We start from the raw sequence: 25,683 nt of genomic DNA on the forward strand, positions 1-25,683 counted from the left end.
CGCCCTTCACCATCAAGACAATACCCTCATGCAGCTACTTGTAGACTATATCCCCATAGTCGTATTTATCGTCGCGTACTTCCTCAAAGACATCTATTTTGCGACGGCGGTCCTAATGGGCACCATGCCATTAATACTGTTAGTCCAATGGGCGTTGACGAAAAAGCTAAACCGCATTTACGCCGCATCGACTGTATTGGTTCTGATACTGGGAACCGCCACATTATTCTTTCACAATCCATTGTTTTTGTTCTGGAAACCGACGGTGCTCAATTGGGTAATTGGCCTCGTTTTCCTGGGCAGTCTGTGGATTGGCGACAAGCCCATTATCCAGCGAATGCTCGGTAACGCAGCCACGCTCAGCGCCCCTCAATGGCGAACGCTTAACTTGATTTGGGTGGGCTTCTTCATCTTCGTCGGCGTTGTGAATATCTACGTTGCCTACAATTTCAGCGAAGCCTTCTGGGTAAACTTCAAGCTCTTCGGCATGCTTGGGCTGACCCTGGTTTTCATCATCATTCAAAGCCTGTGGCTTTCATCGGCGATGAAGAACGATGAGACACTAGACAACAATACGGAGAATTAGAATGTGGTACGCCATAATCAGCGAAGATGTGGAGAACAGCCTCGAACGGCGACTCAAAGTGCGTGCGGACCATATGCAACGCCTTAACGAGCTCCGGGATGCCGGGCGCCTGTTGATCGCCGGGCCACATCCAGCTATTGATTCGGAAGACCCGGGTCCGGCCGGATTCACAGGAAGCCTCGTAGTCGCCGATTTCGCCTCCCTGGAAGATGCGCAGACCTGGGCTGATGCCGACCCGTACGTCGCTGCCGGCGTCTACGCCGGGGTCACTATCAAGCCTTTTAAACTGGTCCTGCCTTGAGCACCAGTAGAATCAATGAGATAGAGGCACTGCTTCGGGAGGCCTTTGAACCGCAGGAACTATTGGTCAAAGATCAGAGTCATCTTCACATTGGCCATGCAGGCGCAAAAGACGGCCGTGGTCATTTTGATGTGAAAATTATTGCCGCTGGCTTCGAGGGACGCAGTCAATTGCAGCGACATCGCATGGTTTATGATGCGCTGGGAGTGCTGATGCAGACCGATATACACGCTTTGCGAATACAGGCGAAAACCCCGGACGAACGCTGATTCGCGCCCCCCTTTTTATTTGACAATCACAAGGACTTCTAGATGGAACAAATGATCGGCACAAACCGCGCCGTAAGAATGCTGCCAGCGCTGTTGGCAAGCCTGCTCGGCGTATCCGCTTCGTATACGGCGGTGGCGGAAACGGTAAAGACCGTAAACGGCGTGGATATCGACAGCTCCGTGCTTGAGTTCTATATGCAAAGCCGAACAAGTCGTCCTTCAGCTCAGGTTGCTGCGAACGAACGTGAGACGTTGCTGGATGAACTCACGGACATTTACCTGCTGACGACTCAGAAAGACATTGAGTCCATCGAAAAAGAGCCGCAGATCGCAGCGCAGATCGAATTGCAACGCCGCGGAATTCTGGCTCAGGCCGTAGCTGGTCGTTTCTTTGCGGGAGCAACCGTCACTGATGAGCAGATCAAGGCTGAGTACGAGGCACAACGTGCACTGGCTCCACCGCTGCAGTTCCGGGCCCGGCACATCCTTGTTGAAAGCCAGGGCGAAGCGACAGAAATTATTGGGAGCCTTGACGACGGTGAAGACTTCGTCGAGCTCGCGAAATCTCGCTCAACGGGCCCTTCAGGACCGAATGGCGGCGATCTCGGCTGGTTCTCGCCCAATCAAATGGTGGCTCCCTTCTCTGATGCTGTCGCCGCACTGGAAGATGGCGCCTACACGAAATCGCCGGTTCAGACAGAGTTTGGCTGGCACGTAATCAAACGTGAGGAATCTCGGGAAGCCGAAGCTCCACCGCTTGAAACAGTTCGAGGCGAGATTCAGCAAGTCGTCCAGCAACGCATGTTCCAAAAGCACCTGGAAGAGCTTCGCAGCACGAGCGATATCAGCAACTAGTTAACTTAATCCATAGAATGCGGACAAGAAAAAGGGCGCTTACAGCGCCCTTTTTCTTTTGCCGATTTTTCTGTGAGACGGATCACAGCATTAATTGCTCATGATGCCATTATAGCTCGCAAGTCGCCTCTTAATCGCTCAGGGGTGGCTTCTCCAACTCTCGAATCTCCTTCAAGTTGATACGAGAACTAAGTCGGCAAGGACGCCGACTTTTTTTTGCCCCCGACTTTCGTCGTTACCTCAACTCCGCAGTCATGTCTGGATCGGCAACCAGCAAGCCAAGACCACGATAGTTACGTCCGGTCACGGCGATACGCTCACCCACTGCCGGAGCAATGCCCCTGGACAGCAGTGCGGTGTAATCAACCGTAATACCGCTAACGACAGCACGCCCCAAGGTCGCATTGACCTCATCGACCGTGCCACGCAAGAAAGACGGCATGCCCGAATCGATACCGGTTGGAGATACCGAAACGATTCGTGTATCAACAAAACCGCCGGTAACGGTATCGATCGAGCCAAAGACCGCAATGGTCTCTCCGGTACTGATCCCTGCGAAATCGCTTTCAGCACCGAATACCGTCTGTCCTAACACTGAGATAAAGCCGTCGCCGACTGCATCGACACTTCCGAGGGCAAGGAGGTCTGTGCCGTCGATGGCCCGAGCGTCCGTTCCGTCAATTGCAAAACCGTCGGTGCCGTCGATGGCCCAAGCATCCGTTCCGTCAATTGCGAAACCGTCGGTGCCGTCGATGGCCCGAGCGTCCGTTCCGTCAATTGCGAAACCGTCGGTGCCGTCGATGGCCCGAACGTCCGTTCCGTCAATTGCGAAACCGTCGGTGCCGTCGATGGCCCGAACGTCCGTTCCGTCAATTGCGAAACCGTCGGTGCCGTCGATGGCCCGAGCGTCCGTTCCGTCAATTGCGAAACCGTCGGTGCCGTCGATGGCCCGAGCGTCCGTTCCGTCAATTGCGAAACCGTCGGTGCCGTCGATGGCCCAAGCGTCCGTTCCGTCAATTGCGAAACCGTCGGTGCCGTCGATGGCCCGAGCGTCCGTTCCGTCAATTGCGAAACCGTCGGTGCCGTCGATGGCCCGAGCGTCCGTTCCGTCAATTGCGAAACCGTCGGTGCCGTCGATGGCCCGAGCGTCCGTTCCGTCAATTGCGAAACCGTCGGTGCCGTCGATGGCCCGAGCGTCCGTTCCGTCAATTGCGAAACCGTCGGTGCCGTCGATGGCCCGAGCGTCCGTTCCGTCAATTGCGAAACCGTCGGTGCCGTCGATGGCCCGAGCGTCCGTTCCGTCAATTGCGAAACCGTCGGTGCCGTCGATGGCCCGAGCGTCCGTTCCGTCAATTGCGAAACCGTCGGTGCCGTCGATGGCCCGAGCGTCCGTTCCGTCAATTGCGAAACCGTCGGTGCCGTCGATGGCCCGAGCGTCCGTTCCGTCAATTGCTGCTAATGCAGTTCCATTCGCGCAAAAGATGCACGCCGTAATCAAACTTAACGCGCGCAATCTATGATTGTGGCGCTGGTTAAACTTTGCAATTTCGCTCATTTGAATTAGATCTCCAACAATCTAGTTCTAAAGGTTGATACGCCTCTTCCCTTTGGCTGCATCTTTTAACTGTGTCGGGCGAAACGTCACTGTTTCACCCTCAGTCTTGGCGTTTCCGTTCGTCCAAGATCTCACTTACTTGCCGTCCAGAGTTTTCGTCGTGCACAACGTAGTGGTAAATTCCCACGCCGGTCTGCACTACCTCGTCTCCTTTCCCTTCGTCAGGCGCTTCAAGCTTTGATAACCAGTTATCAATGTCATCGAGTAGTGCCTGACATCTATCCCTAACAAACTGATTGAATATTCCAAGATCAGCCTTCTTTATACCTCCCGGGCGCCACACGCTTCGCTCAAAGCGGCCTTTGCCTGGTCCTTCTTTTTGCATATTGGTTTCGATTGTGTGTACAAAGTTATGAATACCTGTGCCGACACGTTCGAGAAAATTCGGTGCCAATAAGTTTGGAACGTACTCTCGCCGAATCACCTTGAACCAATTTTGATCTGTCTCTACAACTGCCCCGACTCGAATAAGCTCATCAAGCATCGCTCGCGGCGTCATATCCCCACTGAATCGCTGAACAAGTCGTACAAACGTGACATCGTCCGCGTTGTCAGAGTCATACCGCAGCTCCAAAGGCATACCGTACGGACCCGTAAAATCAGGGTCAGTGTGCCAACCGGATAGAACTCGTCCGATTCGGCTCATATTGGTCTTTGTCGCAAATCGACCTTCTGCGCCGATACTCGACAAACGCTGCACTTCCTTTCTTGTCAAGCCGGTGACAATCGCAATTCGAGCTTTCGACATTTTCTTGCCGGGCACTCTGAATTCCTGAGCGGCTATCTCCACAAAAACTGTCTTAACAACCTCCGACAATTCCGCGTAAGTAATTCCATGCCGAAGCAGAATCCTGACTAGTGGGCGGAGAAGTTTTGCGTAGGCGGCTAGGAGCCCGGTTTTTACAGAATCTGTCATATATCAACATAATAACCATAGTCGGGAATTTATTCCCGAACTACATCACAGTCAACATTAACTTGGGAAGGGAGATGCGCTTAGATAGGAAGAGAATCTTCAATATGCTGGAGATTGATTTTTGAGCGGAAGATTGGCCGAGCAAACTAGAACAAATGTCATTAGTTGCAATTGACTCTAAATAACTAATTTATTTACTTTCAATGAGTTACTGAGACGACCGGTAAGCGCCGCTTGAGATGATGAATATGGTCGAAATTTTCCGAAGCCTGGCAAGCTTGGCAGTCAGGCGGAATGATCCGATGCGCTACAAATAGGGCGTGAGAATGAATTTTTGGAATTTAGCTCACATTCGCGCAGCTTAAATACTGCTAGCCACGGCTAATGCCGCACTATGAGCATGGTTTCGGAGGGTCGTCGTTAAGACCGACTGACCAATTAAGCTCTTCCCGCACCGCGAGCCCGCAATGCGCTAAGGCGAAGATATTGGTCCAACGCTAGAAATGGTGAATTGGTGAATCTCTTGGCTAGTTAAAGGCAAACTAGTACTGCAAGTGCGCTAGAAAAGACATCAAAGGATGTTGCAACCAAGTTAGCCTACAAATTAGTTAATCTACTGGAAAATCTAAATGTAAGCCTTCTGAATAGTAGTTCAGTTTAGGAGGAGCGCATACTTAAAATTGGCGAAGTCCCAAAATCACCATGTAATTTCGTCATTCTCATCAGAATGCTCAAAATAAAACACGCCGATACCGATAGCGGTTTCACTTTCGTTACTTGTTGGGTCTTCACCATGCAATGTTTCGTATGCCATGAATAGATCGTCCACTGAGTCTGTGAATTCTACAAGTCGATCACGACTTATTCGGCGAATTCTCGAGATATCCTCATTCCTAACGTGTTTGGTCGCAGCTGTTCGTTGAGTCCAAGGCTCCCCAACAATATTCGGGTTCGTGTTATAGGCAATTGCAGATGCCATTGGGTATAGCCCATGAACCAAGCCCGTTATTAGTTTGTCCGTAGTTTCATGTGGAAGCACGTCACGTTTTACGGCTTCTAATAGTCCGTTTCCGTCTTCGACTATTGCCTTGACTCGCTTTAGTTCAGTGCGCATAGCCCCAGGTGGTATATCGCCACCGAATCGTCGAACAAGCCCTGTGAACGACGGTCCCGCGCCATCAAAGGGTAATTTCAATGGAGTGCCATTTGCCGACAAAAATTCAGGAGTCGAAAACCAGCGATGGAGAACCTCACTTAACGGGTTGGACTTCACTACTAAGTCCTCGTCACCAGACGATATCTTATCTCTGATCCGCCTCACTTCTTTGCGGGTAAGGCCTGTCATTACAGCTACTCGCGATATATTTGTCGGTCGACCTCTAAGTCCGTATTCGTTTGTTGAGACGTCAACAAATGCTGATTTTGCTATTTCAGCGAATTCTCTAAAGCCAATACCGTTTCGCAAAAGCATCTTTGCGATCGGCTTGAGCGCCACCAATAAGGCCCGGAGTACGTTTCTCTGTGCTGTTGCTTGCATGGTCGCGAAATATAGGAGCGCCAATTTTTTCGGTCAATGAAATTAGGCACTTGGGAAAAATGGCCCAAGTCTCCTCTCCATTTCGCAGGCGAAACCATTGATATTTCTAGCTGACTTGATAACTTTTAGGACTTGATTTTATTGAACATTTTTCCCATTTCCCCCCTTGCCAATTGTTAATTATTGATCAAACAGGATTTTTTCCAATTGGACCTCATCAAGTACAGTGATTTCTAAATTTTGCGCTTTTGTTAGTTTTGAACCAGCGTTATCGCCGGCAACCAGAAAGTCTGTCTTCTTGGACACGCTTCCACTCACTTTTCCGCCGAGTGCCATGATTTTCTCTTTGGCCTGTTCTCGGGTCATGGAAACGAGGGTTCCGGTCAAGACAAACGTTTTTCCGGCAAGAACACCGTCTTTCGGCAAAGTCTGGGGCTCAGATTCGGGCCAGACCAGGCCCAGGCGCAGCAATTCGTCGATAATCTCGCGATTGTGGGGCTCGGTGAAGAATGCGACCACGTGAGAGGCTACGATGGGCCCAACGTCCGGCACTTGCTGCAATGCCTCCTGATCAGCGCTCATCACAGCACTGAGTCGCCCAAAGTAGTCAGCTAAGGCATTTGCTGTGGCCTCCCCCACCTCTCGTATTCCCAGCGCGTAGAGGAAGCGTGACAAGGTTGTACTCTTGCTGCTTTCGATGGCAGCCAACAGGTTTTCCGCTGATTTCTCACCCATGCGGTCGAGAGCGACTAACTCGTCTTTTTCCAGAGTAAAAATGTCGGCGGCGGTTCGCAGGCGATCAGCGGCGACCAGCTGCTCAATCAGTTTTGTCCCCAGCCCTTCGATATCCAGCGCTCGCCTCGAGACAAAATGCTTCAGTCCTTCCGTCTTCTGCGCCGAACATACCAAGCCGCCGGTACAGCGAGCCACTGCCTCGCCGTCAGGCCTACTCACTGCCGACCCACAGATCGGACAGGTATCAGGTGCGGCAACCGGCACCGTGTTGTCAGGCCGACGTTCCAGGATGACCTGAGCCACTTCCGGGATTACGTCCCCTGCTCGTCTGACAATCACAGTGTCGCCAACCCGAACGTCTTTGCGACTCAGCTCGTCCATGTTGTGCAACGTCGCATTGCTGACAGTTACACCGCCGACGAAAACCGGCTCCAGGCGTGCAACCGGCGTAATGGCTCCCGTTCTGCCGACCTGGAACTCAATGGCATTCACCTGAGTAAGTTCTTCCTGCGCAGGGAATTTATGGGCGATGGCCCAACGGGGCGCTCGGGAGACAAACCCCAGCTCCTTCTGGTAATCAACTCGATCGACTTTGTAGACAACGCCGTCAATGTCGTATGGCAGCCCGGCACGACGCTCGCCAATATCCTTATAGTAAGCGATACACCCATCCACGCCCTGTACAAGCCGGCGCTCAGGGCAAATCTTGAGGCCCCATTCCTGCAATGCCGACAGCGTGGCGCTATGTCTGTCTGGGACTTCTCCACCTTCGACATACCCGACCGAATAGACGTAAATGTCCAGAGGTCTGGAAGCCGTTAACCTGGGGTCCAGCTGTCGCAGGCTTCCTGCCGCCGCATTACGCGGGTTCACGAAGGTCTTTTCACCTTTGCTCGCAGCAGCTGCATTGAATTGTTCGAATCCCGCGCGAGGCATGAAGACCTCGCCTCGCACTTCGAGCACAGCAGGATAGCCACCGCCGCGGAGGCGTAGCGGCACGGCCGGAATGGTACGCACATTGTGAGTAATGTCTTCACCGGTCTTACCGTCGCCGCGCGTCGCGCCGCGAACCAGTTTGCCCTGCTCGTATCGCAAGCTAACGGCTGCACCGTCGAGCTTGGGTTCCACAGCGTAATCGAGCGTGTCACCTTCGGAAAGTTCAAGCCTTTCAGTGACTCTCCGATGAAACTCGCGCAGCTCATCATCATTGAACGCATTGCCCAGCGACAGCATCGGAACCGTGTGCTCGACAGTGCCAAATCCGGCAACGGGCTCCGAACCTACGCGCTGAGTCGGTGAGTCTGCCGATATCAGCTCAGGATGCTCGGCCTCGAGTGCTTGCAGCTCACGCATCAGGCGATCGTATTCCGCATCCGGAATACTGGGTTGATCGAGCGTGTGGTAAAGGTAGTTGTGGCGGTCGATTTCACGCCGCAATTTATCGATCGAGTTTCGAATTCCGGCGGTAGTCATATTGTCCGGTTAGTTTTGCTGTTCAGGCGACTCGGATGCCGTGCTGATATTGAATAATTTCTTCTCGCAGATAGCGTTCGCGTTGAATACTGAGCGTACTGCCAGATTCATCCAGCAATTCGCCTTGCAGTGATTTCGCGAGAGATCGCGCGGCATCCATCATCATGTCGAATGCCTCGGCGCCTTCAAGCGGTCCCGGCAAGACCATGAACAGGCTGATGCCCGGGAGTCTCTGCTCCTTCAGGTTGGCCAGATCGAAACTGCCGGGCTCAACGAGGCTCGCTGCACTGTAAACAACCCGATTCTCATCATCACCTACGTAGCGATGAAAGATACCAAAACGGCCGTGTCGCATGCCGACCGCACGCATGCCCAGTGCAAGTTCATCACCGGCAAATGTTTTTGCCTGGCGGCGCGCCACCAAACGCAAGGTGACAATTTTTTCGCGAGGCTTCTCGACTACGCCGACGGAATCCTCAACTTCGATCTCCGAAGCGTCATCGTCAACGTCGAAGTCTTCTGAAAACTCGTCATTCGCCAGCTGTTCGGCATCACCTTCCAGCTCGGCAGAGTCTCCCAGCGAGGGCTCCAGCCGCGAGGATGGCTCAGGTCCGCTCGCACGACTGGCCTCGCGCCGGCTGTACCAATAGACAGCGGCAACGACCAGAAGACCAACTACCAACAGCAACCAACGAAGCCCGTCCATACAGATTCTCGTTCGTGTTCAAAATCAACTGGCCGCCATCTTGACAGCTTCGTCCAGATCCACAGAAACCATTCGGGAAACACCTGGCTCCTGCATTGTGACACCCGTCAACTGGCGAGCCAATTCCATAGTCACTTTGTTATGTGTGATGAAAACAAACTGCACCTTCTCAGACATCTCACGCACGATATCGCAGAAGCGGTTTACGTTCGCATCATCAAGCGGTGCATCGACCTCGTCAAGCATACAGAACGGCGCCGGGTTCAACTCGAAAATTGCGAAAACCAGTGCAACCGCTGTGAGGGCCTTTTCACCACCCGACAAGAGATGGATAGTGCTGTTACGTTTGCCGGGCGGCCGCGCCATAACGGTCACACCGGTCGACAACAAATCATCGCCCGTTAATTCCATGTAGGCATGTCCACCACCGAACAAACGCGGGAACAGACGTTTGAAACCGCTGTCAATGCGCTCAAAAGTCTCACGAAAACGTGTGCGGGTTTCGCGGTCAATTTTGCGTATTGCACCCTCCAGCGTATCGAGCGCATCTGTCAAATCCTTTAACTGAGAATCCAGATACTCTTTTCGCTCGGACTGTTCCTTGAATTCGTCGATGGCCGCCAGGTTGATGGGGCCCAGACGTTCTATGCGCCGTCGCACCTTTTCAAGTTTCTCTTCCCAGCTATCCGGCGCTGCCGCAGGATCCATTTCCGCAAGCAAAGACTCGAGCTCGTGCTTGGTTTGTGCAAATTGCTCCGCGACTCCTTCCCGTCGCACCCTCACTTCCTGGGCAGCCATCTTCGCTTCGCTAACCTGAGTGCGGGCATCGTCGACATTTTGGTCAATCTGCATGCGCTTTTGGTCGAGTTCGCGTAGATCATTCTCTGAGTTTTCTACAAGCTTCCGCGCGGCCGACAGTGATGACTCTATGGTGATCCGAGCCTCGAGCAGTCCTTCCAACTCTTTCTTTTTGTCACTGAGCGGCTCTTCGCCCTGCTCCAACTGCTGGCGAATTTCCTGTTCGCGGTGCTTGAACTGTTCGAGCTGCTTTTGCATGCGCTCCAGACCTTGCGCAGCAGACTCCTTGCTCGAACGGCGACTCTCAAACTGAATGGCCATGTCTTGAGCGACCCGGCGATCTTGATCCGCTTGGGCACGAACCCGATCGAGTTCAGCTCGCAACTCTTCACGCCGCGACTCCAATGCCGTGCGTTCTTCCTCAAGCTCGGTCAACGCGCTATCGGCCGTTGAAAAACGCTTGCGCGACTCGGCAAGCTGCTCAGTCGCCGCACGTTTCTCATCCTCAAGCTCACGCTGCTCTTCCGCTATCGCAGCGGCCCGCGCAGTTGCCTGGTCCATACGGTATCGAGCGGAATCAAGACTGGATTTGGTCTCCGAGTATTCACTCATTCCGGCTGCCGCTTGACGTTGCGACGCCTCGCGACTCTCTTCCAGTTGAGTAAGCCGGTTGCGACCGTCCTTCAGCAGATTTTTGGCGCTCTCAGCACGGGCTCGCAACTCCTGCACTTCGTCTTTCAGGCTGCGCATTTCTTGCTCGCGGGCAAGAATGCCAGCCTGCTGATCCTTGTCACGGCTCACACGCAACCAGTTTTGACTCAACCAGATTCCGTCTTTCGTTATCACGGACTCATCGGCGGCCAGTTGCGCTTGCAATACCATTGCATCGCTAAGCGTCTCTGCAGTCTTCACCGAGTTGAGCAGGCTCTGCAACGCAGCAGGCGCCTTGCCGACCTTCGACGCCAATGAACCGGCGTTGTGAGTTGCCTGGGCATAGTCGTTGGCTGTGCGCGCGAGCAGCGTTACCGTGCCATTCTTCAGTTGGCTGATATTCTGGATTGCATGGGTTACGTCATTGACGCAGACGGCTTGCAGGTAGTCGCCCAATACTGTTTCAGCAGCTCGCTCCCAACCGTTTTCTACATCGATAGATCTTGCGACGCGCTCATTTTGATCGAGCCCGCTGGCTTCGAGCCAACCTCTTACGGATTCATCGCTTTGGCCTAAGGCGGCTTTTTGGACCGCTTCAAGAGAGGCATACCGCGATTGCGCCTCCTGCAAAGCCGCTGTGCGTTCGTCCGCGAGCTTGGCAAGCTTTATATCCTGCTCCCGCAGTTTGCGAATTTCGTCAGCCAGCTCAGCAACCTTGCGCGCAAACTCATCCCGCGCCTGGCGTTTCTGCAATTCTTGCGCAGTCAGTTGTTCGAACAGGCTCTTGAGTTCTCCCAAATTGGCCGCTTGGCCAGCTTCTCCCAGCTTACGCAAGCGATCGCCAAAGCTCTGGAGTCGAGACTCAATTTGTTCAATCCGTGTTTTCTCGATGTTCCGAATCTGTTCTGACTCGTTCGCCTTGCCAGAGTATTCGTTCCAACGCTCCTGCCACGCAGCCAACGCTTGTTCTGCTGTTTGCAGAGACTGACTGGACAAGCGCTCGCTCTCGCGCGCTTGCTTCAACCCTGGCATCAACTCACTGAGCGTGTGTTCCAGCTGCTCAATTTCAGTTTGGTCCTGATTGATGTGCGCGGCGATCTCCGTCGCACCCTTGATGGCTTGTTCAAGGTCGCGGGACTGACGCTCACGCAAGTCATGCGCATGTTCAATGGTTTGCTCCAGCCGTGCAATTTCGGAACCGGCTTTGTAAAAGCGCGCCTGAACCTCGTTGAATGCATCGCTGCGTTCACTTTGCTGTGCGCGACACCGCTCCAGCTCAGCCTCCAGCTTCCGCTGTTCAGCAATCGCTCCCTGCAACGCCGTTTCTTTCTCGGCCAGACGCGCCTCGGACTCGCTCGCGACCTGGTCGAGATCGCGCAGGCGCAATGCAAGCAACTCCGCGACAGTGCGGCGCTCTTCGGTCTTGAGTTTGCCGTAGCGTTCGGCGGTCTTTGCCTGTCGATCAAGGTGCTTGAGTTGCTTCTCAACTTCCTCGAGCAAGTCCATCAGTCGATCAAGATTTTCTTTGGTGTGCTTAATCCGGTTCGAGGTTTCTCGGCGGCGCTCCTTGTATTTGGAGATTCCGGCCGCCTCTTCGATGAACACACGCATCTCTTCGGGCTTGGCTTCAATCAAACGCGAAATCATGCCCTGCTCGATGATGGAGTAGCTTCGAGGCCCGAGTCCCGTACCCAGAAACACACCCGTGATGTCTTTGCGCCGACAGCGAGTACCGTTCAGGTAATAGTTTGAGACACCGTCCCGCGAAACTTCACGGCGAATGCCGATTTCAGCATAGTTCGCGTACTGCCCTTCGAGCGTGGTTTCGGTATTGTCAAACAACAGTTCAACCGACGCAGCACCAATAGGTTTACGTGAGCTCGAACCATTGAAAATTACATCAGTAAGTGAATCGCCACGAAGGCGGCTCGCCGAACTTTCTCCCATTACCCAACGCACAGCATCAATCACATTGGATTTGCCGCATCCATTCGGACCAACAACCCCAACGAGGTTACTGGGAAACGGAATGGTGGTGGGATCTACAAAAGATTTGAAGCCGGCGAGCTTAATCTTGCTTAATCGCATTTGCTGAAATTACGCCAATTAGCCCGTCAAATCCGGCTAGTGTAATGGAATTGGTCAGATAAAACGATTGTCGTCTACCAACGACAGACAGCGCGCCGCACGCAAATTGCAGCCGGTGGCAGCCGCAGCGAAAGGCACCTGGAAGCGGCGAATACGGCCGCTTGCGCACAATATAGGCCCGGACTTGCAAGGCCACCGTCGAAAGGCGGGAAATGACTGCGTTTAGTGCTTCCATGTTGCCGTAAGCGATGTATAATTCCGCGTTTTTCTTGAACCAGCAGGAGCAAAAAATGCCCGCAAAAAAGACCGCGAGCAAGACGCGTAAGAAAGCTGGAACGTCCCGAAAGAAGGCAGCTTCGAAGAAAGCTGTTGCGCGCAAAAAACCTGCCGGTAAGAAGGCGAAAGTGACCAAGAAGAAAACCGCAGCGAAAAAGTCGGCAAAGAAAAAACCGGCTTCCAGCAAGAAAAAAGTAGCGAAGAAAGCTTCGAAGAAAGTCGCAAAGAAAGCGGCCAAAAAGGCAGCTAAAAAGAAACCTGCGACCAAGAAACGTCCGGCCGCCAAGAAGGCGCCCGCGAAAAAAACCAGTAAAAAGAAGGCGAAAGCCGTAAAAAAGGCGAGCAAGAAGAAATTGGCCAGCACTAAAGGCGCGACGAAAGTCAGCAAGAAAAAAGCAGCATCCCCCGCAGTTACGAAGAAATCGCCCGCCAAGACAGCACCCAAGAAGGCCACCAAGAAGGTTGTGGCCCGTGCGGTGCCAAGAAAAGGCGGCGATGTGATGTCCGGGCCCATCCACGGCATACAGCCTTACCAGTCCTCGCGTGGCGAAGACTATATGAGCGCCGAACAACTCGAGCATTTCCGTGAAATATTGCTCTCGTGGAAACGGGAACTAATGAACGAGGTGGATCGTACGCTGCACCACATGCAGGACGAGGCAGCTAATTTCCCGGACCCCAATGACCGGGCGACGCAGGAATCCGAGTTTGGACTGGAACTGCGAACCCGAGACCGGGAACGGAAGTTGCTACGCAAAATCAACTCGGCACTTGCTCGTATCGACGAAGGGACCTACGGCTACTGCGAAGAAACCGGCGAAGAGATCGGCCTCAAACGCCTGGAAGCTCGCCCAGTCGCGACTCTCTGCCTGGAAGCGCAGGAACGACGTGAAATGGCCGAACGTCAATTTCGCGATCGGGATGACCGATACCGGTAAGCCCCTGTTTCCGGCTACTGGCCGTTAGTGCAGTGGAATCCTGGAGCAAGGCATGAATGAAGCGGCCCGTTACGTGGGCCGCTTCGCCCCCTCACCTAGCGGCCCCCTGCATTTCGGCTCCTTACTCGCTGCCTGTGCGAGCTACCTGCAAGCACTCTGTGCGAACGGCCACTGGCTCTTGCGCATAGAGAACATCGATCCACCGCGCGAACAACCCGGTGCTGCCGTACGCATTGTCCATGCCTTAGAAACCTATGGATTTCAATGGCATGGGCCAATTATCTACCAAAGTACAAGAACCGAAGCGCACGAGGCGGCGGCCGCGGCGCTCGTGACCGACGGGCAGGCGTATCACTGCGGCTGTTCACGCCGTGATCTGCAGGACGCCCCGCTCGGAGCACTTGGCCCAATCTACCCAGGCACCTGCCGCTCAGGTACAACTGCCGATGAGTTCGCGGTTCGGGTACGAACCCACAACGAGCCCATCTGCTTTGCCGACCGGTTACAGGGTCGGCATTGCCAAACCTTGCAGGTCGAATCCGGCGATTTCATCATTCGGCGGCGAGACGGACTGATCGCCTATCATCTGGCCGTGGTCGTGGACGACGCGTTTGACGAAGTGACTGAGGTGGTCCGCGGCATAGACCTGCTGGATTCGACACCCCGGCATATTCACTTGCAGCAACTCCTCGGCCTACCCACCCCGCGCTATATGCACATACCCGTGATCGAGAATGAGGAGGGCCAAAAACTCAGCAAATTGACCGGTGCACCGCCCCTGCCGGAGGCTGAACCGAGGCCGGTACTTGTGGCCGCACTGGGCGCGCTGCAACTGCCGGTGTTCGACGATCTCGCGGCCAGCTCAATAGTGGAGATCTGGGACTGGGCGCGCGCAAACTGGCAGGCCTCAAGGTTGGCCGGACTACGTCGAATAGCGAATCCGTTACCCCCTATGGCTGGCCCATGAAATGGGCTATGGTTACGCTCTGCAAATTCACGGCTACCCGAAAACGCGCAGGTCCGACCGTTCTCAGGCAACACCGCCCCGATCGCACCCAGCGACGTTAGGCCTGCGGACTGTATTCAATCAGACGAGTACCCAATGACTGCCGCCCGAATTATCAAGAAATACCCCAATCGACGCCTGTACGACACCGAGGAGAGCCGCTATATAACTCTGGCCGATATCCGCAATCTCGTTCTCAGCAAAGTCGAATTCACCGTGATCGACAAGAAAACGGGCGACGATATTACCCGCACAATCTTGTTGCAGGTCATCAGCGAGCAGGAACAGCAAGGGGATGCAATCATGAGCCGTGATTTTCTCTCGCAGGTCATCCGTTCCTACGACAGTGTCATGCCCGGCTTTATGGCGCGCTATCTCGAACAAAGCATGAAACTGGTCATGGCACAGCAGCAGAACATTCGTGGCCAGGTTAAGAAGGTCGTGGGAATCGACCCGGTGACCGCTGTCACGGATCTAGCGCAAAAGAATTTCAATCGCTGGAAATCATTGCAGGATGAAGTTTTCCGGCGCTTCACCGGCCCCGGACGAGATGGCGATGACGACGATCACGAACACGGGAGCGGCCGCAAGAAAGCGAGCTGAGCAATCCGGCCAAAGTGGGATATCGAGCTTGACAGCCACCCGCATAATGGCCTACTTTGTGCGATGCAGCAGGGTTCTGCTCCCCCGCCCCCTGTTGCATGCCTGAAGGAGCGAAAGCTCTACGGCTGGCCCCCCGCGGTACGCGGGGGGCCATTTTTTTGCCCGACCGATAAGCCGGAAGACGCTCAGCTTTCCTCATTTGCCCATGGAATCCCAAATAACAAAAAGCGCCTTCGTGCCCGCTCCCTGGTTGCGCAATCGCCACTTGCAAACACTGCTCCCGATCATCCCGGGGATTAACGGGCCACGACCGCCCCTCGTGCACGAGGCGCTGGAGTTGCCCGACGGCGATATTACGTCCGTTGACTGGCTGACCAACAATCAGGATGACAACGAGCAACCGTTGCTGGTCATCCTTCACGGCCTGGAAGGTTCCGCCTCATCCCCTTATTGCCGGCACCTGTTGCGGGCCGCGTCCGCCCGCGGCTGGAACGCTGCTGTCCTGCATTTTCGTGATTGCGGTGACTTTCGAAATCGTCTGCCGCGCCGTTATCACGCTGGCGAAACGGAAGACCTGCGCTACTTTCTCGATCTGCTCCGGCGTCGAGGCTATTCGGGCCCCTTGCTGGGCGCTGGCTATTCATTGGGCGCCAATGTCTTGCTGAAGTATCTCGGCGAGGCTGGGGGCAGCTCACCGCTGCTGGCAGCGACTGCCGTCTCCGCGCCACTCAATCTGCACGTTTCTGCTGCGACCCTGCAGGTGGGTTTTGCGAGAATCTACCAGTCGTACTTGCTGAAACGGGCAAAACGATCCGTTTTTCGGAAGTTCAATGCACACACGGCGCCGTTCAACTGGACCCGCGCAGTCAAAGCACGAACGTTCGCCGAATTTGATGATGCAGTCACGGCGCCTTTACACGGTTTTGCTGGCAAGGACGACTATTATGATCGCTGCAGCGCTGACCGTTTCCTGCACCGCATCGAAAAACCCACCTTGCTGATCAACGCGCTTGACGACCCGTTCATGTCGCCCGAAGCCATCCCGAAAGCCGATCAGCTAGGCAAGCATGTCACACTGGAAGTCAGCGAGCGTGGAGGACACGTGGCATTCATCGCCGGCGGCACACCCTGGCGGCCACGCTACTTCCTTCCCGACCGGATAGTGAATTTCTTCGACTCCATCATAGTCGGTTAGTTGACAGTCACTTAGAATCGTCGTTTGCAACAAGCAAGTTATGCCCGGTACTTGATTTCCGGGTCCGGCAAACGACAAAGTGTCGAGTCAATGGAAAAGCTAACAATCGCTACGGAGCATCTGAAGATCGGCCTCTACGTCGCAGATCTCGATCGCCCATGGCTGGAAACACCGTTCTTATTTCAAGGCTTTAAAATCTCTGACGATGATGAAATTGCCGAGCTGCAAAAGCACTGCAAGGCCGTCGTTGTTGACGTAGAGCAATCAGAACTGCCGTTGCAGGAAATTCAGGGACTCGCGAATCTCAAGAACAAAGAAGAGCCCAAGGTCGCCCCACCTCCGCGCCCGGTACCCAAAAAGTCCGTCGCCGATATTCCGGAACCCGACTTCAGCAAGACGGGAAAATATTACGTCAACACCGAGGAACTCGGAAAGGAACTCGTCCGCGCTCAGGAAATCGAGAAGCACGCATCGCAAGCGATCAATAGCGTTATCGATGGCGTACGTAATGGTGCCCGGCTTGACGTGCCGCAACTGGAGCAGGCAGTTGACCCGCTGGTGGACAGCGTTCTGCGCAACAGCGATGCCATGGCCTGGCTGATGCGTATACGCGAGAAAGACGAGTACGTTTATCAACACTCCATTGGCAGCTCCGTCTGGGCTGTAGTGTTTGGCCGCCATCTCGGCTTCAACAAGGAAACTCTGAACGCGGTTGGTCTCGGCGGAATGTTGCTGGATATCGGCAAGACCCAGCTACCCAATGAGCTGTTGCGAAAGCCCGGCAAGCTCAACGAGAGCGAAACCGCGCTAATGCGCAAGCACGTCGAGTTTGGGCTGCAGATTCTCCGTGACGCCGGGAAGAACGACGCTCGTGTCGAAATCATGCTGGCTACGCATCACGAACGATTTGATGGCAGCGGCTATCCAAACCAGCTGAAAGGCACGCTCGTTCCGGTACTCGGACGGGTAGCCGGTATTGTGGATTGCTACGATGCCATGGTTTCCCGACGTCCTTACGCAGAGACGCAATCAACGTTTGATGCCATGCGCCAATTGCAGGCAATGGCGAAAGGCCAGTTTCAGAAAGAAATGGTTGACCAGTTTGTTCAAGCTGTTGGCATGTTCCCTACAGGCAGCCTTGTCGAGCTCAACACCGGCGAAGTCGCTGTAGTTACCGCGCAAAATAACTACCAGCGGCTGCGTCCGGAGGTCATGATCATTCTTGACCGGGATAAGCAACTTTGCGATGACTTCCGCACGGTTGATTTGCGGATGAACACCAATGACGAACTAGGCAAAGAAACGATGTGGATTGATCGCGGTCTGGAGCCCGGATCATTCGGCATCGACCCCGCAGAGTACTTCCTCTGAGGTCGGGCTTCCCACAATGACAAACATGACCGCACAAACCCTGTCGGCGTTCGAATCACTGGCACAGCATCTCGAAGAGTGCCTCGAGAACGAAGATCAGATCGTCGCGGTCATCATGCTCGAAGTCTCGAACCTTTCCCGTATCGATGCGCGATTCGGCCGCAGCCACCGCAACGATGTACTCAACGAACTATCCCGGCGCATCAACGAATCATTGCGACCGGTCGATTTCGCCATTCAAATTGGTGACAATACTTTTGCGGTGATAGTCCCGGGTCTCAAGAACAAGGGTCACGCCACTCTCGCCTGTCGCAAGCTCATACGCATAGCCACGCCGGAAACACCCGAACCAGAACGCGACAAAGGTGCGCTCGAAGTGCGTATCGGCATGGCGTTGTACCCCGAGCACTCGTTTCGCGGCAATGAACTATTGCAACGCGCTCAACTTGCGCTGGAAGTCGCGAAAGATACCAACAAGGACCTCGTGTCGTATGACACTGAGAAGGTCGGCAGTATCGCCGTCAGCTGGGAAATGCGGGACGACCTGGCAGAAGCCATTCACGAGAGCGAGTTGCAGGTCTTTTTTCAACCCAAGCTCAACTTGCTTACAGATCAACCATGGGGTGCGGAAGCACTGGTCCGCTGGTTTTCTGCAACACGTGGCCCGGTCAGCCCCGAAACGTTTATAGCGGTCGCCGAAGAATCCAATCTGATCGAGCCTTTGACTCGACTTGTCCTGAATTCAGCGATGCGCAGCCTGATGATGTGGCAAAGAGATGGTCATGACATTGGTGTTGCGGTAAATCTGCCGGCTTGCATGTTGCTTGATAGCAGTCTGGTTAACATGGTGGAAAGCTTGCTTTCGATCTGGGACATTGAAGCGCAGCGGCTTACGCTGGAACTGACCGAAAGCGCAATCATGGCCGATGTCGACAAATGCTTTGCCACAATGTCGAGCCTCAAAGCACTCGGCGCAAGAATATCAATTGATGATTTTGGGACAGGCTATTCGTCATTCTCGTATTTCAAAACCATCCCTGCGGATGAATTGAAAATTGACCGGGCCTTTGTCGCGGGGATGGTCGAAGACCAGGCCGATCAGCACATTGTCGAAACAATCATCGGCCTGGCACATCGTTTTGATATGAAAGTGGTTGCGGAAGGTATCGAAGACGAAGCAACCATTGAGATGTTAACAAGACTCGGCTGCGACGTCGGCCAGGGCTATCACATAGCCCGGCCGATGCCGGAGAACGAGTTTGACGCCTGGCTGGATGCCAGGCGCTACGCACAGCCTGAAATCTGATCAGGCTTCGTCGACGTCCTTCATGGACAGTCTGACGCGACCCTGACGATCAACCTCGAGTACCTTAACCCGAACTTCGTCGCCTTCGGCCAGCTTGTCGCTGACCTTTTCAACCCGTTCGTTTGAAATTTGCGAGATGTGAACAAGGCCATCTTTACCGGGCAGAATTGTCACGAAAGCGCCGAAATCCATCAAGCGAGCAACCTTGCCTTCGTAAATACGACCCACTTCAACGTCGGCAGTGATCAGGTCAACACGGCGTTTCGCTTCCTTGCCGGATAATCCGTCGACAGAAGCAATACGAACCGTTCCGTCATTCTCAATGTCGATAGTCGCGCCGGTCTCTTCTGTAATGGCACGAATAACCGCACCACCCTTACCAATCACCTCACGAATCTTCTCCGGGTCAATCTTGAAGGTCATGATGGTCGGCGCCCACTCGGACATATCCTCGCGTGGTGCACTGATGACTTTCGCCATTTCGGCCAGAATATGCAGACGAGCGTCACGTGCCTGATCCAAAGCCTTGCTCATGATCTCGCGAGTGATGCCCTGGATTTTGATATCCATCTGCAACGCAGTGATACCGTCGTCGGTACCGGCAACCTTGAAGTCCATATCGCCGAGATGATCTTCGTCACCCAGAATGTCGGTCAGGACTGCGAAATCATCGCCTTCCTTAACGAGGCCCATTGCAACGCCGGCAACCGGTGCCGCAATCGGTACACCCGCGTCCATCAGAGCCAGACTTGAGCCACACACAGAGGCCATCGAGCTGGAGCCGTTGGATTCGGTAATCTCTGACACCACCCGCAATACATACGGGAACGCTTCCATTGTCGGCATTACTGCCTGAATGCCGCGACGCGCCAGTTTGCCGTGGCCAATTTCGCGCCGTTTGGGCGAACCAACAAAGCCGGTCTCACCAACGCAGAACGGAGGGAAGTTGTAATGGAACATGAACGGTTCTTTACGCTCGCCGCCGATGGAGTCGATGATCTGCGCATCCCGCCCTGTGCCGAGCGTTGTAACAACCAAGGCCTGAGTTTCACCACGGGTGAAAATCGCCGAACCGTGAGCCCGCGGCAAAACGCCAACCTCAACGTCAATCGGTCGGACGGTCTTCGTGTCACGGCCGTCGATACGCGGTTCGCCAGCAATGACGCGCTTGCGTACGATATTTTTTTCCAGTTTCTTCAAAGCACCGGACACTTCCTCGCTGCTGTAGCGCGGAGTATCGCCAGAGGCAAGTGCTTCCATCGCTGCCGTCTTCGTCTCACCAACCGCAGCCTGACGCTGCATCTTGTCAGTAATACGGTAAGCGTCGGCAAGACCTGCTGAAGCTACTTCAGCAACAGCCGCGTCCAGATCCTGGTCAACAGCAGCCGCTTCCCACTCCCACTTCGGTTTGCCAACTTCGGCGGCAAACTCATTGATGGCATTGATCGCAACCTGCATCTGCTCATGACCGAAAACGACGGCGCCGAGCATGACTTCCTCCGACAGGCGCTTGGCCTCCGATTCAACCATCAACACAGCCTGATCGGTACCCGCAACGACGAGGTCAAGATCAGACTCAAGCAGCTGAGCCGCGCTGGGGTTCAGGATATAGTTGCCATCCTTGTAAGCGACCTTGGCAGCACCAATGGGGCCGGCAAACGGCATACCCGATATGGCCAGCGCCGCTGAGGCACCGAGCAGTGCAGGAATATCGGAATCAACTTCCGGGTTCAGCGATACGACAGTTGCGATGACCTGCACCTCGTTCGTAAAGCCTTTCGGGAACAGTGGCCGAATCGGTCGGTCGATCAGACGGCAAATGAGCGTTTCTTTCTCACTCGGCCGGCCTTCACGTTTGAAAAAGCCGCCCGGAATCTTGCCAGCTGCGTAGGTCTTTTCCTGATAATTGACGGTCAGCGGAAAGAAGTCGCGGCCTGGCTCCGCCGTCTTGCGACCTACCGCGGTAACCAATACTTCGGTATCCGCCATTTTCACCATTACTGCGCCGTCGGCCTGGCGCGCGATCGCACCGGTTTCCAGCGTTACTGTGTGTTCCCCGAATTGGAACGATTTGCTGATAGCTTTCACTTAGATTCTCGTATGAATTTAACAGGCAAGACAAAGCCACCCGAACCCATTACAGGATCGCGCGGTGGCTTCGTTCATTGCACTTGGCGCCGAATATTTAACGGCGGAGACCGAGCCGGGAAATCAGCTCGCGGTACCGCGCCTGATCTTTGCCTTTCAGGTAATCAAGCAGCTTGCGACGCTTGTTAACCATTTTCAGTAGACCCTGCCGGGAGTGGTGGTCTTTCTTGTGCTCGCCGAAATGCTCGGTGAGCTCGCTAATTCGTGCTGACAGCAGCGCGACCTGAACTTCCGGCGAACCGGTGTCTCCCTCGCCACGGGCGAAATCCGCGACAATGCTGCTCTTGTTTCCAGTGGAAAGTGACATTACTCAAAAACTCCAATCGTTCTCTAATCTTAGGCCCTTTTTGGAAGCGCGCTATTCTAGCGCCTGTTCCCGGCCGTTAATAGCCCATTCGCGTGAATATAGGCGTTATTTTGCCTGTCAGCGGCTCTGGACCGCTGCAGGCCTGTCATTCACGGTGCCAAATTAAACACCCGCTTCGGCGCCAGCCGGCTCTCACTGACCGATTCCGCGATACCGACGAACCGCCCGGCACCGTCGTAGACCCGCAGCAAGGTACCCAGGGGCCATTCTGCATTGGCAGAAACCGGCTGGCCACGCTCGAAACGCTCGCAATCGGCCGTTTGCAACGCACAGGACGGCCAATGTTGCAGCGCACTGTCTATGGGTAACAAGTGCGCGTACAGCGCTTCAAGGTCACCGTCTGCCGCCAGCTCTTCCAACTCGGCCAACTCCACCATGTCTTTGGCGGCAAACCCGGCCACGGTCTCCCGATGCAGCACAACCGTATGCGCCAGGGTACCCGCGACGGCCGCCACGTCCTCGACGAGCGTCCTTATATAAGTGCCCTTGGAACAGCTGACTCGAAAAGCCAGCCGCCGCCCATGGTATTCCAGCAGCTCAATCTGACTGATTCGTATAGGTCGGGCAGCCCGTTCTACCACCTGCCCCTGACGGGCCAGCTCGTAGAGCCGTTTGCCGTCTTTTTTCAGTGCCGAGTACATTGGCGGGACCTGTTTGGACTCACCTAAGAATCCAGCGAGAATCTCAGTCCAGCGTTCGGCATCCAGTTCCGGCACAGCGGCCGAAGAAATCAATTTTCCGTCAGCGTCCGCGGTGTCCGTGGATTCGCCCAGTTTGGCGACAACCCTGTACGACTTGTCTGCATCCAGCAAATAGGCAGAAACCTTGGTCGCCTCGCCGAAACACAGCGGCAACATGCCGGTCGCGGCCGGATCCAGGCTCCCGGTGTGCCCACCTTTGCGGGCCTTCAGCAGGCGTTTCACTCTCTGCAGTGCCTGATTCGACGTCATGCCCGCTGGCTTGTTGAGCAACACAAGACCGTGCACGGGCAGTGTTTCCCGTCGCTTTTGCAGAGCGGTGGCCATCAATCTTTGCCGTTGTTGCCCTGGTCGATCGCATCCTGAATCAGCTTCGACATGGCAGATCCGTGCGCAATACTGTCGTCGTGCGCGAAGCGCAATTCCGGTACGTGACGAACTTTCATCGCCCGCCCGAGCTTGCTGCGCAGAAAGCCGCTGGCCTTGGTTAACGCATCAAGTGCAGGCTGTGGTTCATCGTCCGGATTCAACAGGCTGAAATACACCCGTGCGACACTGAGGTCACGAGACAACTCGACCGCTGTCAACGAGGCTGACTCCAGACGTGGATCCTTAACCTCGGTCCACAGCAGTTCGCTCAAGGTGCGCAGCACCTGAGCGCCCATGCGCTGACTCCGGGAGTATTCACGTGGCATCGTCAGACCCGTCGTCGATCAATTATTCAATGAAACGGGCAACTTCTACCCGCTCAAAGCATTCAATCTGATCGCCAGGCTTCACGTCGTTGTAATTTTTCACACCGATGCCGCACTCGGTACCCGCACGGACTTCGTTCACGTTGTCTTTGAAGCGACGCAGAGACTCGAGCTCGCCTTCGTAGATCACGACATTGTCTCGCAGAACGCGAATCGGTAGCGCGCGTTTCACGTAGCCTTCGCTCACGATACAACCAGCGACATTGCCAAGCTTCGGCGACGTGAATACCTCTTTGACTTCGGCCAGACCAACGATGTTCTCGCGAATTTCCGGGGACAACAGGCCGCTAAGAGCCGCTTTCACGTCATCTATGGCCTCGTAAATAATGCTGTAATAGCGAACGTCCACACCGGACTCTTTAATGGCGGTACGCGCAGCTCCATCGGCCCTGACGTTAAAGCCGATAATGACGGCTTTCGAGGCCGCCGCCAAAGTCGCGTCCGATTCAGTAATACCGCCAACACCCGAGCTGATGACCTTGACCTTCACCTCATCGTTGGAGAGTTTGGTCAATGCGTCGCGCAATGCTTCGGTACTGCCATGCACATCCGATTTGATGATCAGCGGCACTTCCCCGAGCTCGGCTTCGGTCATCTGACTAAAGACATCCTCCAGCTTCGCGGCTTGCTGTTGTGCCAGTTTCGTTTCACGCGTCTTGCTCTGCCGGAACTCCGCAACTTCGCGTGCTTTACGCTCGTTCTTGACGACCAGGAACTCATCACCCGAGCTCGGCGTCTTGGACAGACCAAGTACAGCAACCGGCGTAGATGGACCTGCCGAACTAACGGATTTTTGCGTGCCGTCAAACATGTTGCGTACCCGGCCATACTCTTCACCGGCGATAATCATGTCGCCCTGCTTCAGAGTACCCGCCTGTACAAGCAGCGTTGCGACGGCACCGCGGCCCTTTTCGAGGCTCGATTCGATGACGATGCCTTGCGCCGGACCCTCGGCAACGGCCTTGAGATCCATGACTTCTGCCTGCAGAAGCAACGCATCCAGTAGCTGATCAATACCTTCGCCGGTATGCGCGGAAACGGGAACGAACATATTGTCGCCACCCCAGTCTTCTGAAATAACCTCGTGCTGCGACAACTCATTCTTTACGCGCTCGATGTCCGCCGCTTCCCGATCAATCTTGTTGATAGCGACAACGATAGGAACATCGGCAGCACGTGCGTGTTTGATCGCCTCCACCGTTTGTGGTTTGACGCCGTCATCAGCCGCTACCACCAGAATTACGATATCGGTCGCCTGTGCTCCGCGCGCACGCATGGCAGTAAACGCCGCGTGACCCGGTGTGTCGAGGAAAGTGATGTTGCCTTTGTCTGTAGAGACATTGTAGGCACCGATATGCTGAGTGATACCACCCGCCTCATCATCAACAACTTTCGCTCGACGTATGTAGTCGAGCAACGAAGTCTTGCCGTGATCGACATGCCCCATCACCGTAACAACCGGTGCACGCGGTAACTCGTCGCCCGTTGGCTTCTCGTTCGCCAGCAAGTCTTCGTCCATCTCGGCGCCGCTCACCAGCTTCACCGTATGACCGAATTCTTCTACAACCAGCGTGGCTGTATCCTGGTCGATGACCTGATTGATGGTCACCATTGCACCCATGTTGAACAGTACTTTGACAACTTCATTGCCTTTTACTGCCATACGCTGGGCTAACTCGGAAACGGCAATACTTTCGGGAAGCGCGACTTCGCGAATGACGGGCGCGGTTGGCCGTTCGAAACCATGCTGGCCGTCACCGGCGACATTGACGGGACGTCGACGCGACGGAGCCTTACGCTTGCGACGACCGCTCTTGTCACCAGCCACGTGCAACTCTTTGCGGCCATAGCGAGTTTCGCCAGGCTTGGCTTTCTTGCGGTCTTTTTCCTTGGCCCGGCGTTCGCGAGCATCTTGCTCCGCTTTCTCCAGGCGGGTTTTTTCTTCGGCGGCCGCCGCAGCTTCTTTCGCTGCTTTTTCGCGAGCAGCGTCTTCCGCTTCGCGCTTGGCCTCTTCTTTCTGCCGCTTGGACTCTTCTTCTTTCTTAACCAGCGCTTCGCGCTCGGCCTTCTCGCGCTCTAAGGCGAGACGTGCCTCCTCGATACGGTCAAGTTCGGCTTGCCGTTCGGCGTCCAGCGCATCCTGCTCTTTCTGCGCCTGCTCTTCAAGAACGCCGCGTTTGATGTAAGTACGCTTCTGACGAACCTCAACATTGACGGTACGTGACCGCCCCTGTGCACCGGCCAGCCTCAGTTCAGACTGCGATTTGCGCTTGAGCGTGATTCGCCGCGGCGCACCATCGTCACCTGTCGTGTCTTGCTGACCATGACTGCGGCGTAGGTGCGTCAGCAGCTCGAGCTTCGCGTCCTCGCTAATTGTATCGTCGGAACCTTTTACTTTGATTCCAGCCTCATCAAGCTGCGCGAGCAGCTTGTCGACCGAAACTTTCAGTACGTCCGCAAATTGTGCAACAGTAACGTCAGCCATTACTT

The 25,683-nt window shown here is 54.8% G+C and carries 22 protein-coding genes; 10 read left to right on the forward strand and 12 right to left on the reverse strand.

All coding sequences use genetic code 11. The features are described 5' to 3' along the window. Positions 1-28 precede the first annotated feature (28 nt). From BA177_RS09925 to BA177_RS09940, 4 genes are read left to right on the forward strand one after another with little or no spacing between them, the layout of a single operon-like run. Positions 29-586 (forward strand): septation protein A, encoded by a 558-nt coding sequence (locus BA177_RS09925; RefSeq protein ID WP_068615849.1) that lies wholly within the window; start codon positions 29-31, stop codon positions 584-586. A gap of 1 nt (position 587) precedes the next feature. Beyond that, positions 588-887, forward strand: a complete 300-nt coding sequence (locus BA177_RS09930; protein ID WP_068615851.1) for a YciI family protein — start codon at positions 588-590, stop codon at positions 885-887. Then, positions 884-1,156 (forward strand): BolA family protein, encoded by a 273-nt coding sequence (locus tag BA177_RS09935; protein WP_068615853.1) that lies wholly within the window; start codon positions 884-886, stop codon positions 1,154-1,156. Before BA177_RS09930 ends, BA177_RS09935 begins: the two co-directional genes overlap by 4 nt. 42 nt (positions 1,157-1,198) lie before the next feature. After that, positions 1,199-2,011, forward strand: a complete 813-nt coding sequence (locus BA177_RS09940; protein ID WP_068615855.1) for a foldase protein PrsA — start codon at positions 1,199-1,201, stop codon at positions 2,009-2,011. Between the two features lie 235 nt (positions 2,012-2,246). Here the strand turns inward: BA177_RS09940 and BA177_RS09945 are convergent, their stop codons facing one another. From BA177_RS09945 to BA177_RS18775, 7 genes are all read right to left on the reverse strand, one after another. Then, entirely contained in the window at positions 2,247-3,566 is a 1,320-nt protein-coding gene (locus BA177_RS09945) for a hypothetical protein (protein WP_068615857.1), read from the reverse strand. A 100-nt stretch (positions 3,567-3,666) separates the two neighbouring features. After that, positions 3,667-4,542 (reverse strand): DUF6502 family protein, encoded by an 876-nt coding sequence (locus tag BA177_RS09950; RefSeq protein ID WP_068615858.1) that lies wholly within the window; start codon positions 4,540-4,542, stop codon positions 3,667-3,669. Between the two features lie 697 nt (positions 4,543-5,239). Then, the gene (locus tag BA177_RS18605) at positions 5,240-6,079 is read right to left on the reverse strand and encodes a DUF6502 family protein (RefSeq protein ID WP_156762778.1); all 840 of its coding nucleotides are present in this window, start codon (positions 6,077-6,079) and stop codon (positions 5,240-5,242) included. Between the two features lie 180 nt (positions 6,080-6,259). After that, positions 6,260-8,287, reverse strand: a complete 2,028-nt coding sequence (ligA, locus tag BA177_RS09955; protein WP_068615860.1) for an NAD-dependent DNA ligase LigA — start codon at positions 8,285-8,287, stop codon at positions 6,260-6,262. A gap of 22 nt (positions 8,288-8,309) precedes the next feature. Beyond that, entirely contained in the window at positions 8,310-8,993 is a 684-nt protein-coding gene (locus tag BA177_RS09960; RefSeq protein WP_068615862.1) for a cell division protein ZipA, read from the reverse strand. A gap of 24 nt (positions 8,994-9,017) precedes the next feature. Then, positions 9,018-12,530, reverse strand: a complete 3,513-nt coding sequence (gene smc, locus BA177_RS09965; protein WP_068615864.1) for a chromosome segregation protein SMC — start codon at positions 12,528-12,530, stop codon at positions 9,018-9,020. Continuing rightward, positions 12,511-13,329, reverse strand: a complete 819-nt coding sequence (locus tag BA177_RS18775; protein ID WP_197492974.1) for a hypothetical protein — start codon at positions 13,327-13,329, stop codon at positions 12,511-12,513. Before BA177_RS18775 ends, smc begins: the two co-directional genes overlap by 20 nt. Between BA177_RS18775 and dksA the strand changes: the two genes are divergently transcribed. The 6 genes from dksA to BA177_RS10000 all read left to right on the forward strand — a co-directional run bounded on the left by dksA (position 13,307) and on the right by BA177_RS10000 (position 19,225). Continuing rightward, the gene (dksA, locus tag BA177_RS18780; RefSeq protein ID WP_068615868.1) at positions 13,307-13,744 is read left to right on the forward strand and encodes an RNA polymerase-binding protein DksA; all 438 of its coding nucleotides are present in this window, start codon (positions 13,307-13,309) and stop codon (positions 13,742-13,744) included. The genes BA177_RS18775 and dksA overlap by 23 nt on opposite strands. 52 nt (positions 13,745-13,796) lie before the next feature. Next, positions 13,797-14,711, forward strand: a complete 915-nt coding sequence (gene gluQRS / locus BA177_RS09980; protein WP_068615870.1) for a tRNA glutamyl-Q(34) synthetase GluQRS — start codon at positions 13,797-13,799, stop codon at positions 14,709-14,711. 135 nt (positions 14,712-14,846) lie between these two features. Beyond that, positions 14,847-15,353, forward strand: coding sequence for a polyhydroxyalkanoate synthesis repressor PhaR (gene phaR / locus BA177_RS09985; protein WP_068615872.1), 507 nt, complete (start codon positions 14,847-14,849; stop codon positions 15,351-15,353). A 205-nt stretch (positions 15,354-15,558) separates the two neighbouring features. Next, on the forward strand, positions 15,559-16,548 hold the full coding sequence (locus BA177_RS09990; protein WP_068615874.1) for a hydrolase: 990 nt from the start codon (positions 15,559-15,561) through the stop codon (positions 16,546-16,548). Between the two features lie 90 nt (positions 16,549-16,638). Then, a complete protein-coding gene (locus tag BA177_RS09995) occupies positions 16,639-17,919 on the forward strand; it encodes an HD-GYP domain-containing protein (protein ID WP_068615876.1) in 1,281 nt (426 codons plus the stop codon). A gap of 16 nt (positions 17,920-17,935) precedes the next feature. Beyond that, on the forward strand, positions 17,936-19,225 hold the full coding sequence (locus tag BA177_RS10000) for a putative bifunctional diguanylate cyclase/phosphodiesterase (RefSeq protein ID WP_082990025.1): 1,290 nt from the start codon (positions 17,936-17,938) through the stop codon (positions 19,223-19,225). Here the strand turns inward: BA177_RS10000 and pnp are convergent, their stop codons facing one another. From pnp to infB, 5 genes are all read right to left on the reverse strand, one after another. Further along, positions 19,226-21,313: a polyribonucleotide nucleotidyltransferase gene (pnp, locus tag BA177_RS10005; protein WP_068615880.1), complete on the reverse strand. Its 2,088-nt coding sequence runs from the start codon at positions 21,311-21,313 to the stop codon at positions 19,226-19,228. A 97-nt stretch (positions 21,314-21,410) separates the two neighbouring features. Further along, complete coding sequence (gene rpsO / locus BA177_RS10010) at positions 21,411-21,680, reverse strand: 30S ribosomal protein S15 (protein ID WP_068615883.1); 270 nt, start codon at positions 21,678-21,680, stop codon at positions 21,411-21,413. Positions 21,681-21,829: 149 nt separating this feature from the next. Then, on the reverse strand, positions 21,830-22,765 hold the full coding sequence (truB, locus tag BA177_RS10015; protein WP_068615885.1) for a tRNA pseudouridine(55) synthase TruB: 936 nt from the start codon (positions 22,763-22,765) through the stop codon (positions 21,830-21,832). Further along, positions 22,765-23,133: a 30S ribosome-binding factor RbfA gene (gene rbfA, locus BA177_RS10020; protein WP_068615887.1), complete on the reverse strand. Its 369-nt coding sequence runs from the start codon at positions 23,131-23,133 to the stop codon at positions 22,765-22,767. Before rbfA ends, truB begins: the two co-directional genes overlap by 1 nt. A 22-nt stretch (positions 23,134-23,155) precedes the next feature. Beyond that, positions 23,156-25,678, reverse strand: coding sequence for a translation initiation factor IF-2 (gene infB, locus BA177_RS10025; RefSeq protein ID WP_068615889.1), 2,523 nt, complete (start codon positions 25,676-25,678; stop codon positions 23,156-23,158). Positions 25,679-25,683: the final 5 nt, after the last annotated feature.

Origin of the sequence: Woeseia oceani, assembly GCF_001677435.1 — a bacterium.
Classification (GTDB): domain Bacteria; phylum Pseudomonadota; class Gammaproteobacteria; order Steroidobacterales; family Woeseiaceae; genus Woeseia; species Woeseia oceani.

Coding starts and splice junctions, on each gene's coding strand:
- BA177_RS09925 (WP_068615849.1), top strand. CDS start 29: ATGCAGCTACTTGTAGACTATATCCCCATAGTCGTATTTATCGTCGCG.
- BA177_RS09930 (WP_068615851.1), top strand. CDS start 588: ATGTGGTACGCCATAATCAGCGAAGATGTGGAGAACAGCCTCGAACGG.
- BA177_RS09940 (WP_068615855.1), top strand. CDS start 1,199: ATGGAACAAATGATCGGCACAAACCGCGCCGTAAGAATGCTGCCAGCG.
- BA177_RS09945 (WP_068615857.1), bottom strand. CDS start 3,566: ATGAGCGAAATTGCAAAGTTTAACCAGCGCCACAATCATAGATTGCGC.
- BA177_RS09950 (WP_068615858.1), bottom strand. CDS start 4,542: ATGACAGATTCTGTAAAAACCGGGCTCCTAGCCGCCTACGCAAAACTT.
- BA177_RS18605 (WP_156762778.1), bottom strand. CDS start 6,079: ATGCAAGCAACAGCACAGAGAAACGTACTCCGGGCCTTATTGGTGGCG.
- ligA (WP_068615860.1), bottom strand. CDS start 8,287: ATGACTACCGCCGGAATTCGAAACTCGATCGATAAATTGCGGCGTGAA.
- BA177_RS09960 (WP_068615862.1), bottom strand. CDS start 8,993: ATGGACGGGCTTCGTTGGTTGCTGTTGGTAGTTGGTCTTCTGGTCGTT.
- smc (WP_068615864.1), bottom strand. CDS start 12,530: ATGCGATTAAGCAAGATTAAGCTCGCCGGCTTCAAATCTTTTGTAGAT.
- dksA (WP_068615868.1), top strand. CDS start 13,307: ATGTCCGGGCCCATCCACGGCATACAGCCTTACCAGTCCTCGCGTGGC.
- BA177_RS18775 (WP_197492974.1), bottom strand. CDS start 13,329: ATGCCGTGGATGGGCCCGGACATCACATCGCCGCCTTTTCTTGGCACC.
- gluQRS (WP_068615870.1), top strand. CDS start 13,797: ATGAATGAAGCGGCCCGTTACGTGGGCCGCTTCGCCCCCTCACCTAGC.
- phaR (WP_068615872.1), top strand. CDS start 14,847: ATGACTGCCGCCCGAATTATCAAGAAATACCCCAATCGACGCCTGTAC.
- BA177_RS09990 (WP_068615874.1), top strand. CDS start 15,559: ATGGAATCCCAAATAACAAAAAGCGCCTTCGTGCCCGCTCCCTGGTTG.
- BA177_RS09995 (WP_068615876.1), top strand. CDS start 16,639: ATGGAAAAGCTAACAATCGCTACGGAGCATCTGAAGATCGGCCTCTAC.
- BA177_RS10000 (WP_082990025.1), top strand. CDS start 17,936: ATGACAAACATGACCGCACAAACCCTGTCGGCGTTCGAATCACTGGCA.
- rpsO (WP_068615883.1), bottom strand. CDS start 21,680: ATGTCACTTTCCACTGGAAACAAGAGCAGCATTGTCGCGGATTTCGCC.
- truB (WP_068615885.1), bottom strand. CDS start 22,765: ATGGCCACCGCTCTGCAAAAGCGACGGGAAACACTGCCCGTGCACGGT.
- rbfA (WP_068615887.1), bottom strand. CDS start 23,133: ATGCCACGTGAATACTCCCGGAGTCAGCGCATGGGCGCTCAGGTGCTG.
- infB (WP_068615889.1), bottom strand. CDS start 25,678: ATGGCTGACGTTACTGTTGCACAATTTGCGGACGTACTGAAAGTTTCG.